The organism is Psychromonas sp. (assembly GCF_041586535.1).
Classification (GTDB): Bacteria; Pseudomonadota; Gammaproteobacteria; order Enterobacterales; family Psychromonadaceae; genus Psychromonas.
In genome coordinates this window covers 1-13256 of sequence record NZ_JBFGZY010000121.1, presented here as the reverse complement: position 1 = coordinate 13256, position 13256 = coordinate 1, and the positions used below count along the sequence as shown (strand labels likewise).

Annotated in this window: 9 protein-coding genes and 1 pseudogene; 7 read left to right on the top strand and 3 right to left on the bottom strand. The window is 42.4% G+C overall.

The annotated features are described in order from the left end of the window. Positions 1–840 (top strand): annotated as a pseudogene (locus ABZA00_RS13215) (hypothetical protein); the annotation flags it as partial. A gap of 8 nt (positions 841–848) precedes the next feature. After that, positions 849–1274: a hypothetical protein gene (locus tag ABZA00_RS13210; RefSeq protein WP_372882634.1), complete on the top strand. Its 426-nt coding sequence runs from the start codon at positions 849–851 to the stop codon at positions 1272–1274. 148 nt (positions 1275–1422) lie between these two features. Here the strand turns inward: ABZA00_RS13210 and ABZA00_RS13205 are convergent, their stop codons facing one another. Next, a complete protein-coding gene (locus tag ABZA00_RS13205; RefSeq protein ID WP_372882633.1) occupies positions 1423–2427 on the bottom strand; it encodes a LacI family DNA-binding transcriptional regulator in 1005 nt (334 codons plus the stop codon). Positions 2428–3529: 1102 nt separating this feature from the next. On the opposite strand from ABZA00_RS13205, the gene ABZA00_RS13200 reads away from it, so the two are divergent. After that, entirely contained in the window at positions 3530–6946 is a 3417-nt protein-coding gene (locus ABZA00_RS13200) for a glycoside hydrolase family 3 N-terminal domain-containing protein (protein WP_372882632.1), read from the top strand. Positions 6947–7202: 256 nt separating this feature from the next. On the opposite strand, the gene ABZA00_RS13195 is transcribed toward ABZA00_RS13200, so the two are convergent. Continuing rightward, positions 7203–8201, bottom strand: coding sequence for a LacI family DNA-binding transcriptional regulator (locus ABZA00_RS13195; protein WP_372882631.1), 999 nt, complete (start codon positions 8199–8201; stop codon positions 7203–7205). A 481-nt stretch (positions 8202–8682) separates the two neighbouring features. Between ABZA00_RS13195 and ABZA00_RS13190 the strand changes: the two genes are divergently transcribed. Together ABZA00_RS13190 and ABZA00_RS13185 are read left to right on the top strand one after the other, a co-directional pair. Beyond that, positions 8683–9783 (top strand): carbohydrate porin, encoded by a 1101-nt coding sequence (locus ABZA00_RS13190; protein WP_372882630.1) that lies wholly within the window; start codon positions 8683–8685, stop codon positions 9781–9783. 95 nt (positions 9784–9878) lie between these two features. Then, positions 9879–10760, top strand: coding sequence for a MalM family protein (locus ABZA00_RS13185; RefSeq protein WP_372882629.1), 882 nt, complete (start codon positions 9879–9881; stop codon positions 10758–10760). A gap of 19 nt (positions 10761–10779) precedes the next feature. On the opposite strand, the gene ABZA00_RS13180 is transcribed toward ABZA00_RS13185, so the two are convergent. Then, entirely contained in the window at positions 10780–10980 is a 201-nt protein-coding gene (locus ABZA00_RS13180; protein WP_372882628.1) for a hypothetical protein, read from the bottom strand. A gap of 543 nt (positions 10981–11523) precedes the next feature. Here ABZA00_RS13180 and pyk point away from each other — a divergent pair. After that, the gene (gene pyk, locus ABZA00_RS13175) at positions 11524–12954 is read left to right on the top strand and encodes a pyruvate kinase (protein WP_372882627.1); all 1431 of its coding nucleotides are present in this window, start codon (positions 11524–11526) and stop codon (positions 12952–12954) included. 17 nt (positions 12955–12971) lie between these two features. Next, a partial coding sequence (locus ABZA00_RS13170) for a glucokinase (RefSeq protein WP_372882626.1) occupies positions 12972–13256 on the top strand: 285 nt, incomplete at its 3' end.

The window sequence follows — 13256 nt, the reverse complement described above, 5'->3', positions numbered from 1 at the left end:
CGCATTGTCGAGATGGATTCACAGGGGACTTATCACTTTAATGCCAAGTTTGAAAACGCCGGCTTCTTAAAAACGGCATTTGCAAAAGTTGCACCTGATTATCAGGAAGTGGCGAATGAAAGCAGAGCGGATCTGCTAGCCTGTTATGAAGAAGTGTTTAATCATCAGGCATTCACCGGCCGTTCCGGTACTATGTTCGCTTACGAAGGCCTGGGCTCTATCTACTGGCACATGGTATCTAAACTGTTACTTGCCGTGCAGGAAAACTATTTTGCTGCACGCCAGCAGGATGCTGATTCACAAGCAACGCAAAAACTGGCTGAATACTATTACAAAGTGCGTGCAGGTATCGGCTTTAATAAAACACCTGATGTGTATGGTGCGTTCCCGACTGACCCGTACTCGCACACTCCTAAGCAGGCTGGTGCCCAGCAACCGGGCATGACAGGACAGGTGAAAGAGGAGATCTTAACGCGTTTTGGTGAATTAGGTTTGCTTGTTAAAGATGGTCAAATTCACTTCCAGCCATCTCTGCTTAAAGAAACTGAGTTTTTGCAAGAAAGTGGTGAATTTGAGTTTATCAACCTCAATAGTGAATATGAAAAGATCTCCCTGGCTGCAAAAACTCTGGGCTTTACCTATTGCCAGATTCCTTTTGTTTATCAGATTGCACAAGGCGAAACAGGCCGGATAGAGGTAACCTACGCAAACGGTGAAACCGTGCAGATTAACCTGTTAGCGCTGGATGCACAGCTCAGTGCGCAGATATTTGCCCGTGATGGCAGTGTTAAGCAGGTCAGCGTATTTATCCCGTCAGCCATGTTACTGAAAACAGCTTAGGAGTTACCGTGAATAGTCACCTGTTAGAGGTGTCAGGTTTTGACGCGGCGGGCTATGCGCCCGTCGTTGATTTCCAGACATGGCGAGTAGCAATGCTCAATTACATCGATGAACTGGAGCCGGATCAAATCGACAACTTTCAGTGCCATCAGGAAACCGATGAGGTTTTCGTCTTATTGTCCGGCAAGTGTATTCTATTTTGTGCGCAAGTTGATGATAACAATAATATCCTTGCTATCAACAGCTGGGATATGGAGAGCAATAAAACCTACAACATTAAGCGTGGGGTATACCATACACATACCCTGAGTGAAGATGCTAAGGTGTTGATTGTGGAGAATCGTGATACCGACGATAACAATTCGCCGAAAATAATGATTGATGACGCGATACGCAGCAAATTGCTGAAAATTACCGCTGAAAAATGGTTATAGCTGTTTCTCAACACAACAATATAAAAGGCAGATTGTCGCCTTTTATATTGTTGTAATCTTCATTTTGGTCTTCTCCTTTTTTGATCGCATATAACAAATCCAACCATGGCAGATAGATGCCTAAGTCGAAGGAGAACATCTCATCGGGTTAATTAATTTTCTTAACAGAATCTCTGATTATCAATTCGGGTATTAACTTCTGCGGCATCGGATAATCTGTTTTGCCGATTAATGACAGTACTTTTTTTGCTGCCTCGACACCCATTTCATTAACAGGGAAATTAACTGTGGTTAGCTTTGGAGCAATCAGAGAACTAAATATATTGTTATCAAAGCCAATAACCGAGATATCATCGCCGATAGAAATATTTCTCTCTTGCAATACATCATAAACGCCCAGGGCAATATGATCGTTGAGGCAGAAAATGGCAGTGATTTGCGTGTTACGATTCAGTAGTCTTCTAGGTGCCGCATGGTTATTTTTCAAATCAAAACATCCCTCCACGATCAGGTTGGCATTATAGCGAATTCCATGCTCAGCTAATGCATTGCGGTATCCTTGCAGCCTGTCTCTACAGTCATTTTGATTGAGTGGGCCTGTAATGCAGCCTATCTTGGTGTGACCATTGTCAAGCAGGTATTTGGTTGCAAGATAGCCACCTAATTCATCATCCAAACCAATGCAGTTTGCGGCTATTTCTGGAATATAATGGTTGAGAAGGACGGTAGCGGGAGTTGTCTTGGTTATTTCAAGTATATCATCATCGGATAAACCACCAGCATGAATGATCAGGCCGTCAACTTGTTTCGACTTCAAAAACTTAATCGCATCAACTTCATGACTCTTTGATTGCCGTCCGCTGGTAGCAATTAAATGAAAGTTACTTTCACGCACCGTCTCTTCGGCCGCACTTGTCAAAGATGAGAAGTAACCACCAGCAAGGGTGCCTACAAGCATGCCAATGCTATTGGTTCGTTTGGAAGCTAGGGATTGCGCTGACAAGTTCGGTTGGAAATCTAACTGCTCAATCGCCTTAAGCACCCTTTCTTTAGTTTCTGCCGCGACTCTGGCGTGGCCAGTTAAGACGCGTGAAACAGTAGACTGAGAAACTTGAGCAAGTTCGGAAACATCTTTAATAGTGGCCAACGGCATTCCTTACGGTCATATCTTTAAATTTATTATTATAATCCCCAGGGGCTGCCACCTTTCGAGATTTTTGCAGAAGTTTCTGGTTCCTTATACAAGGCTGAATCAGTGTAGTTTAGGTGCTCTACATAACCATGCGATAAGGTAGTCGAAAGTGCCAACAAGCTCTGCCCGAAGGGTTCGGCTAAAAGCGGTTTGCTCTTTGTCGAGAGGTATTAGGCGGCAAAATTCAAAGGTAAACAGCCCTAACAACAGGCAGTAATATTGAATGGTATGTAAAGGAAAATAAATAACCAGAATAAATAGCGGTATGATAAACCACATCGGATAAATTCTGAACCTATCATCAGCTTGCCGCAACTCTTTTTTAATAAAAAAATTGATATTGGTTTACTGCCTTTTGTTGTCTTTAAAAACAATCAAGTTACGAATAGCAGTGCGATTACCAGCCTAACTGTTCTCATTGTTTAAATCGGGAAATACTTATTTCTGCAGAGGTATTTTCAACAATATCAAACGTTGACGACATGTTTTTTACAGCCTTCCACTTCGCTTTTCCTTCGATCCTTTTCCGATTTAAATAGTACTCCACACTAGTTAGGGTGAAACCGCTGTCACGAAATGAGTTGCCTTGTTTTTTGTGTTTTAATTTAAATGTAAATTAAATCAGTTAGTTATTGGTGTTAATTGCTCTTTGATGTTGTGTGTTACGTTTTGTTACATGAAAGTGTTTTCATGTGTGATTTTGATCGCTTTTTAAGCGGTTGCTTTGCTTTTATAATCACTCCTGAAAATAAAGTTGATTTAGGGTGGTTATTTTGACTGTTAAGTGAGTTTTTAGCTGGATTTAGAGTTGTACCATTAAAATAAACCTATTTTAATGGCTGATATAAAAGAAAGCGCTATCATTTTTCTGGGGTTGGAGATCTACAGTAAATGGAATTAGTAAATATACCTGTCAGTAACATCAGGTGAGTTTAATGAGCAGCCTCCTTATCGCTTAAAGGACTGAATTTTCTTCGAATAAAATGGCTTGGATTGGTCTAAGACTTTTTCATGACATTTATGCATGTAGTTTATAAGTATTAAATTATACAAGGTAAAAATTATGCACCATAAAAGATCTATATTGTCATGTTTTGTGGCAATGGCATTATTAGCAGGCGTTAATACTGCTCCAACGGCGTCACCGATGAATCCAAACGATACTGTTAATACATCATCAATTGAGAATAAATCATTAAACAAAGAAGACAAAAAAGCACAAAAAGAAAATGATAAAGCGGCAAAAAAAGCCGCCAAAGAAGCCAATAAAGCACAAAAGAAAAAAGATAAAGCAGCAAAAAAAGCCGCCAAGAATGCTAAGGTTCCTTATTATCAGGATTGGCCGCAAATAAACAGTGCGGTTGCCAAAGATGAGGCCATTGAAAGCAAAGTGGCAGCTATTGTTGCGCAGATGACCTTGGAAGAAAAAGTGGGGCAGATGATCCAGCCGGATCTTCGTGAAGTGACGCCTGCCGAGGCAAAAGATTATAAATTGGGTTCGTTATTAAATGGTGGCGGCGGCTGGCCTGATGATAATAAGTATGCAACAGCAGAAGATTGGGCAAAAGAAGCCGATAAATATTACGAAGCATTAGAAGAAGCTTATGCGGAACGTGGCTTTAGAATTCCTTTTATGTGGGCAACGGATGCAGTTCACGGTCATAACAATGTATTTGGTGCGACTGTTTTTCCTCACAATATAGGCTTGGGGGCGGCAAATAACCCAGAATTAATTAAGCGTATTGGTGAAGCAACTGCACTGGAAGTTTCTGCGACAGGTCTTGACTGGACATTTGCCCCAACCGTTGCTTCACCACGAGATTATCGTTGGGGACGTGTCTATGAAGGTTACTCAGAAGATCCTGAAATCATACACCAGTATGCAGGGCAAATGGTTGAAGGTTTACAAGGTGGTAGCGAGGGCCTGAAAGGACAAGCCAATGTTATCTCCAATGTTAAACACTGGGTAGGTGACGGCGGTACATTAAATGGTGTAGACCGTGGTGAAAACCACTATACAGAAGAATACTTACGCAATATTCATGCAACAGGTTATTTTTCAGGTTTAGATGCCGGTGCGCAAGTGGTGATGAGTTCATTTAACTCATGGCATAACGATGCAAACTACGACCAGAATGATGGGGACGAACGCCCTGTTTATAATTACAAACTCCATGGCAGTAAATATCTGCTTAATGACATACTAAAAAATAAAATGGGCTTTGACGGGTTGATTGTAACCGACTGGAACGGCCAGTCAGAGATTGATGGCTGTAGCGCTGCTGATTGTCCTGAAGCGGTTAATGCAGGTAATGATGTATTTATGGTGACAGCACGAAGTGACTGGCAGGCTTTCTACACTAACGTTATTGATCAGGTGAATGCAGGTATTATTTCACAGGGGCGTATTGATGATGCAGTAACACGTATCTTACGTGTGAAAATGCGTGCCAACCTTTGGGAAAAACCAAAACCATCAGAGCGTCAGCTGGCAGGAAATGCAGATATCTTAGGATCAGATGCACATAGAGCCATTGCAAGACAAGCGGTCAGTGAGTCACTGGTTTTACTTAAAAATGAAGGCGGTGTTCTTCCTTTAAGTAAAGATGCTTCATATATTATTACCGGAAGCGCTGCCAATGATATCCAAAAACAAACCGGTGGTTGGAGCTTAACCTGGCAGGGGACTGAAAACACCATTGAAGCTGATTTCCCTGGTGCAACGACTATGCAAATGGCATTGCAGGATGCTGTCGGGTCAGAAAACGTATACACCAGCGAAACTGACGCACCGGAAGATGCGATCGCCATTGTCGTAATTGGGGAAGATCCTTATGCCGAAATGTTCGGGGATATTAAATCCAGCCAAACTCTTGAGTTCTCTTCGCTTGATTCCACCTATGCAGCCGATTTAGAAGCTGTGCAAGCGATGAAGGAGGCTGGCCGTAAAGTAGTTACGGTATTCTATTCGGGTCGTCCTCTCTATGTAAATGAAGAAATTAACGCATCCGATGCCTTTGTCGCAGCCTGGTTGCCGGGCACAGAAGCAGGTGGTATTACTGATGTATTATTTGCCGAAGATGGTGCGGACTTTAAAGGTCGCCTCTCTTATTCATGGCCTATGAAAGTGTGCTCTACGACAATAAACCGCCATGCACCGAACATTGCTGATTACAGCACCCCAGTTGACGGTATGACGGGGGAGTTGATTGAGCAGGATATCGAAGGTGAGCATAAACCGCTGTTTCCATATGGTTATGGCTTAGGCTATGCGTCAAGCAGTACGCAATCTGTAACCACTGATCTTAATAACATAGCGCTTGATGAGCGGGATTATGGTTGTGGGCAGTCAGCGCCAGATACTAGTGAAGCAACTGTTAATTTGGAAATTTACGGCAGTCAATCAACCGGAGAATTTACTGCGCGTATAGCTGGAAGTGCGAATGGTTGGGCTGGTCTAGAGGTTTCTAATGGTGGAGTAACGACGATTGGCTCTATTACTACCACACCCATTAACTACAAACTCCAGCAGGATGCTGTTACGGTTGAATTTACTGGAGACTCTCCAGCTCAAATTTATATGCAGACTGGCGATGAAGCAGGTGTAGATAAATTCAGCTATCTAAATGCAGATGCAACGCTGCAATTTGATATCGATATGAAATCTACTGCACCGGAAAGTTTGGTGTTAGCAGCGCATTGTGAGTGGCCATGTCTGGGGGAAGTTGATATAAACAAGGTGTTACCCGCACCGACGGCAGCAGATGAAAAACAGTGGACGACGGTCAAAGTTCCGCTGGAATGTTTAGTTGATGAAGGCATGGATTTCTCTCTGGTGAATACTCCTTTCTTAATGTATTCAGAAGAGGCTGTAGAGTTTAATCTTGGTGAAATTCGCTATGTACCACGCAGTGTTGACGCAGCAGAAGATGCTGTAAGTTGTGAAGAGCTAAAAGCTGAAGCATTACCGCCACTAGATGAAGATATTGTTGATGTTAAGGCAACTTGGTCTGAACTAAGTGAGTATAAAACAGATACTAATACATGGGGTGGTATTGACGGACATTTGTCTTATAGTGAAGAGGTTGTTGATGGTGAAACAGTCTTATCTGTAGCTTATGACGTAGATAGTCCTGAAACTTACAAAGGTATTGTCATCATGTCAGGTGAACCTCAAAATCTAAGCAACTATCTTGACACAGGAACGCTTAGCTTTGATTTATGGGTCGACAACTACGGTGTTTCTGCGGGTGTCGTCTTTAAAATGGAGTCTGAAGCAGGTCCCGCTGATGACTACTTGTTGGTTAAAGATAGCTACCCAACAGGACAATGGCACACCATTTCAGTTAATGTGAGCGATTTAAATACGGGGAGTTTAGATATTACTGTAGTGAATAAACCACTTGCATTGTTAGCTAACTGGGCTGAATCACAAGCCGGAGTTCAATTCAAAGTCAAAAATGTGATCTTAGCTAAATAACTTTATCTTATTGATTTATAAAATTTAAATAGCAATGTGGAAAAGGAGTTCCGCATTGCTATTTTAAATTGCTAGGATTAATTTTAGGCGATGATTTTCTTACACAAAAATCAAAGTAGATCTCGTTTTTAAAGGGATCTGTGTTGAAATCTTTTTCAGCTTAGAAAGTGCTGGTACCGTCACTAGCCAGTTAAACAGGCATCTAGCATTGAAATCATTGAATACAAATATTTGAACTCTTTTCCTGCCGGATCAACTAGTTTATTTTTTTCACCGAGTCCCGAATAATTAATTCAGGGAGCAATTTGGTTGTGAATCTATGATCTGTTTTTTCAATCAATGCGATAACGGCTCGGGCTGCTTCAATCCCCATCTCTTTGACCGGGAAGTTAACCGTTGAGAGCTTAGGTCGGATATGCTGGCTATAGTTAACATTATCGAAACCTATAATTGAAATATCTTCACCTACGGTTAATTGTCTTTCGCTGCAAACATCATAAGCTGCTAAAGCGATATTATCGTTCTGGCAGAAAATGGCAGTGATTTCATTATCACGGTCGAGTAATCTTCTGACCACCTCGTGATTCCCCTGATGATCAAATCGGCCTTCTATCACCAAGTTCGCATCATAGGGTATAGAAGACTCTGTGAGGGCATTTCTGTAACCCTGCAGACGTTCACGGCTGTCAACTTTGCTCATTTGTCCGGTGATGCATGCAACTTTTGTATGACCATTGTCGAGAAGATATTTTGTCGCCAGGTACCCGCCTAATTCGTTATCTATGCAGATACAATGGTCACTTAATTCTGGAATGTAACGGTTTAGAATAATCAGCGCAGGTTTTTTTTCTGCTATTTTAATCAGTTCGTCATCGGATAATCTATCGGAATGAATGATCAGACCATCCACCTGCTTAGACTGGAGAAACTGAATCGAGTCTTGCTCTTTTGTTTTTGACTCCTGCCCGCTGGTGACGATTAAGTGCCGATTTTTATCGCGAATAATACCTTCCGCGTTGTGCATTAAAGGACCAAAGAAAGGACCATCAAGTGTTCCAACCATCATACCGATACTATCTGAACGTTTAGAAGCTAATGCCTTCGCGAAGGTGTTCGGTGTATAACCGAGCTTTTCTATCGCTTCAAATACTTTGATTTTATTTGCTTCTTTAACAGTTGCGTGGCCATTGATGGCTCTTGACACCGTTGCCTGGGAGACTTGCGCAAGCTCAGATACCTCTTTAATTGTGATCAACGTAATTACCTTAGCAATAATATCCATTCATTAAGTTAAGCATTTTCATTTATTCCCAACAGGAAAAAGAAGATTTCATAACCGACTGTAACTAATTGTAACCGTTAACAATGGCTGAGCAATCTATTTATGCATGATTTGTTCAGCAGTATTTCAGCTTCGGATTAATATCGGTCTGGGTCATTTTAAAAAAGTTCCGCTAAATTCGCTACAAAATTACTGTACGATTAAAAGTGTGATCCAGATTTAAAGAAAGCGCTTACTTGTAGATCTGCTTCACGTTATTTCTAGCTATTATCATTATAATTCTTTTCCGAAATAGCTTAACAGCGGCTTCTGCCAAATCACCTTAGAACCAGCCATGTTGCAGCTAATCCATGCCATTTAAACGATCTGGCATTTTTTTAAAGCTTTAAAGAAAGCGCTTACTTTTGGTTTCCTTGAGTTCAGACGGAAATTACAAACTATATACGGAGTTACAATGAAATTATCAAAATTAACCTTAGCATGTGCATTAGCAGCTGGTATGGCCGCACCGCAAATCGCCAGTGCAGATGACGCGTTTGAATTCCACGGTTATACTCGCTGGGGCACGCAGTATGAGCAGGATGGAAATACCAGTATTACTGCTGACGGACAGACTGGTAACGCAGCGGGTCGCTTAGGTAATGAAGGCAATGGTGGAGAGTGGCTGTTTGTTAAGAAATTTGAAGGTGAAAACGGCACTAAATGGGATCTTGGCATGATGCTCGAAGAGTGGGGCGGCGGTGTCGGTCTGAAACAATCTTATGCTGGTGCCTCTAATGTATTTGAATCTCAACCTGATGCTTATATCTGGGCAGGTCGAGTGTTCCATTCACGCATGCAGCAGGGTTTGAATGATTATTATCTTTCTATCCAGGATGGTCAGGGCGCCGGTATTAAAGGAATCGATATGGGCTTTGCTAAACTAGAGCTAGGCTTCGTGGATGCTAATGATGGCCATAATTTTGCAGCGACTTCTAAACTAAGTGATATTAAGATATCAGATGATATCACTATGGACATTATCGCAAACTACGGTTTTACTGATGATACGATAGCAGATCCCGTTGATGCAAGTATAGTGATTGCAAAACTAAGTGGTTGGGGGCAAAACTTCTACTACCGCCATTCTGATAATGTAGAGAACAGCCTTTCCTGGGGCAGAAAAGAAGGCCTTAAATCTGATTACTTCAGTATTGACGGTAGCTATAGCCTAGGTGAAAAAACAGGTTTGGAATACTTAGTTGCTTATCATGATATTGATGAAGCTGATGACACTCAAGATCGTACCACCACTAATATCATTGTCCGCCCTACTCACGCATGGAATAATATCCACTCTACATGGCTGGAAGCGGGTTACTCAGTAGTTGATTTTGACGATAGTCAAGAAAACAATGAAGCATATAAAGTGACACTGTCGCAAAATATCTCAATTGATACTGTACCTTGGGGACGTCCAATGCTACGTTTCTACGTTACCGCGGGTCAAGAGAAAAATGCCGGCGTTACAGAGAACCCACTGATTGCTGGTGCGATGTTTGAAGCCTGGTGGTAAGCCGATAATCTAAGTTACTTATTAATTATTAAATAGTGACTAACAACAAAAGGCAGCAATCGATTGCTGCCTTTATACATTTAGAGGGTAGAAGATTGAAAAATTTATGGTTTGTGATTTTAGCTGTTTTATTGGCCGCTTGCTCCTCAACTGACAATTTTGTTAGCAACTCCTTTGGTAGCTGGGATAGACAATTTGCCAATGAAGCGAAACTCACTGCGCAATTAAGATCTCCGCAAGCAGCGCCTGTCTCTCTTAACCGCTTAGAGTTCCAAATGCTATCACTTGAATCGAATAATCGTATTGATATCACTGCCGACTCGCCTATTGTTAATTTTCCAGAAGGTAACTCTTATACGGCTGCTTTATTCCTGCCTGAGCATATTAATCGCTTTACCTTTGTTTTACAAAGCGATGCCGGTCGAACAGTTTTTGTACCGAGTGTGATTTTCTTAGATGAAAATCTACAGGAAGTTTCGCGTATTGATAATGCTCAATTTAACCCTAAGGGTTTTTTCTCCGTAGAAAAAGTCTTTACTGGCGAGATTAGTCAAGCTATCCGTTATATTGTTGTTTACAGTAAAGATAGTGTTCTGGATGGTAGAAGTGAGCGCCTTGATCCGGCGCGTGAATATGAATTAAAAAAAGGCAAAGAACTCCCTGAACAGTCTTTTCCCAAGCTTTACAGTAAACATTCTCCAATTGGTCAGCTTGAACTCCGCTTTGAAGATGTTTTTTTTAGTGCACAGAGCATAAGTAAGCTAGGTGCCACAGAAGAAATCAGGACCTTTAAACCAGCCACCCCAGTGAAAGCTCCTACAATATTAAGTGATACCGAAGCCTTTTATTTAGAGCAGATTAGTAAAGCGGTAAAAGAGAACAATCTTTCGCGGGCGTTAAGTTTGGTCGACGAAGCTGAACGTGCGGGCTCAAAAAAAGCCAAATCACATTACAGGACCGAACTCGGCAAGCAGTAACTATTTAACCCACGAGCCCTCAAGGTGCTTTATCATGACTCAGCTCTGAGAGCAGATAAAGCACAGCACGAGGAAAATGGTTGTTCCCTTCTCGAACGCTGTAATGTATTGAGCCACGCGCTATCAGCTGACGGCTGAAGTAGGTGATCTCCTTACTCTCAAATACATTCCCTTTGACCGAATCTAACTTTACCTTCATCTCATTAAATATCTGTGTCAAGTGTGTATCGCTTACTTATTTTAGAGAGGCTTACAGAATGGGGGGCTATATTAAGTGACAGTCTTTATTAGCCGTTAGAATTCCAGATCTACATAAATGAAAACTGTGCGGAAGCGTCGCCTTTAAATATAAATGATGTAGCGGGGAAAAAGCGCGGCCGTATCTGGAGGGACGGGCCGCGTCACGAAAAAATACGTGTAAAAGGAAGAGTGAAAAAACAAATAGTCCGGCTGGGAGAGGATAAATGCCAGCCCAGAGGCAGCTGCTTAAACACTGGGTAGAAGTATAAAGATCTGAACGTAGGATTTCTGTGACAACCCTCTCAAGAAAGCGCTTTCTTTGGTGTTCTTGTTGCTCTGATACTTTAGACTAATTTAAAAATATTCTAACAGTGATTAATGAAACTAAGTCTATTCGGACTGTGGTTATTTAGCTGCTGATATCGAAAGTGCTTGAAGATACACCTGCAGATAGCTTGGATCTGTTTTTAGCAATCAATCAGCATTACTACAAAATATTTACCTACAATTATGGGAGTATAAAATGACAAGACGTACTAAAATCGTTGCCACATTAGGCCCTGCAACTGACCGAGATAATAACCTGGAAAAAATTATCGCAGCCGGCGCCAATATGGTACGGATGAACTTTTCCCATGGCGAGCCGGGCGATCATATTAAACGTGCCAATGAGGTGCGTGAAATTGCCGCCCGTTTAGGCAAAGAAGTGGCTATTATGGGTGATCTGCAGGGCCCTAAGATTCGTGTGTCGACCTTTAAAGAGGGCAAAATCCAGCTCGCCGTTGGCGACAAATTTATCTTAGACAGCGATATACAAAAGGGTCAGGGCGACCATCAGGCTGTCGGTCTTGACTACAAAACCCTGCCTCAGGAAGTAACGTCTGGTGATGTGTTATTACTGGATGATGGCCGAGTGCAGTTAATTGTTGAAAAGGTTATCGGTAACCAGGTACACACCACGGTCTCTATCGGCGGCCCTTTATCAAACAATAAAGGGATTAACAAAAAAGGCGGCGGTTTATCGGCGGCCGCGTTAACCCCGAAAGATAAAAAAGATATTATCACCGCGGCTGAAATCGGTTGTGATTATCTGGCTGTCTCTTTCCCGCGTAATGGCGAAGATATCCACTATGCACGCCGCCTGGCAAAACAAGCTGGTTGTAACGCTAAAATCGTGGCTAAGGTAGAGCGCGCGGAAGCGGTGGAAACCCAGGAAGCACTGGAAGATATTATTCTTGCCTCTGATGTGGTAATGGTTGCCCGTGGAGACCTCGGTGTAGAGATTGGTGATGCGCGACTGGTTGGCGTGCAAAAGAACATGATCCGCACTGCGCGCCGTTTAAACCGCGTCGTTATCACCGCAACGCAGATGATGGAATCGATGATCAGTGCGCCGATGCCGACGCGTGCAGAAGTGATGGACGTGGCCAACGCGGTATTAGATGGTACCGATGCTGTGATGCTCTCGGGTGAAACCGCTGCGGGCGCTTATCCGGTGGAAACCGTCAAAGCGATGAGTGAAGTGTGTCTGGGCGCGGAAAAACACCCGAGCATTAATATTTCCAAAAACCGCATGGGCTATATGTTTGACGATCCCTCTGAAGCACTGGCCATGACGGCGATGTTTGCCGCTAATCATACTGTGGGTATTAAAGCGATTATTGCCTTGACCGCCTCCGGTACGACCCCTTTATTGATGTCACGTCTGAGCTCAGGGCTACCGATTTTTGCCCTTTCCAGCAATAAGCAGACATTAAATTATTGTGCCCTGTACCGTGGTGTCACACCGGTCAATTTTAACTCAACTACTACCAATAACAGCGTATTTACGCGTAATGCAGTTGACACATTAAAAGAACGTGGTTATCTGCAGGAAGGCGATCTGGTGTTAATTACTCACGGTGATAACCATTACGCAGGATTAACCAATACCTGCAAAATCATCAATGTTTAAATTGTCAGGAGAATAAAATGTTATCTGTAGTTGTTGATCTTGGCGGTACGAATATCCGTCTTGCTGTTTGTCATCTTGAATCCGGGGAATTAACCCAGTTAAAAGAGTTTGCCTGTGCGGAGTTTGCCACACTCGAAGCAGCCCTTGCTCATTATTTTTCGGCATTGCAGGGTGAGGTGAAACATCTCTGTATCGGTATCGCCTGTCCGGTTGATAATGACCAGGTGGTGATGACCAATTTAAGCTGGCAATTTTCCAAGCAGGCATTAAAAGATAAGTTAAATTTAACCTCTTTATATGTG

Bases quoted from the DNA above. Each gene is read 5' to 3' on its own strand.
- ABZA00_RS13205 (WP_372882633.1), bottom strand. From the start codon at position 2,427: ATGCCGTTGGCCACTATTAAAGATGTTTCCGAACTTGCTCAAGTTTCT.
- ABZA00_RS13200 (WP_372882632.1), top strand. From the start codon at position 3,530: ATGCACCATAAAAGATCTATATTGTCATGTTTTGTGGCAATGGCATTA.
- ABZA00_RS13190 (WP_372882630.1), top strand. From the start codon at position 8,683: ATGAAATTATCAAAATTAACCTTAGCATGTGCATTAGCAGCTGGTATG.
- pyk (WP_372882627.1), top strand. From the start codon at position 11,524: ATGACAAGACGTACTAAAATCGTTGCCACATTAGGCCCTGCAACTGAC.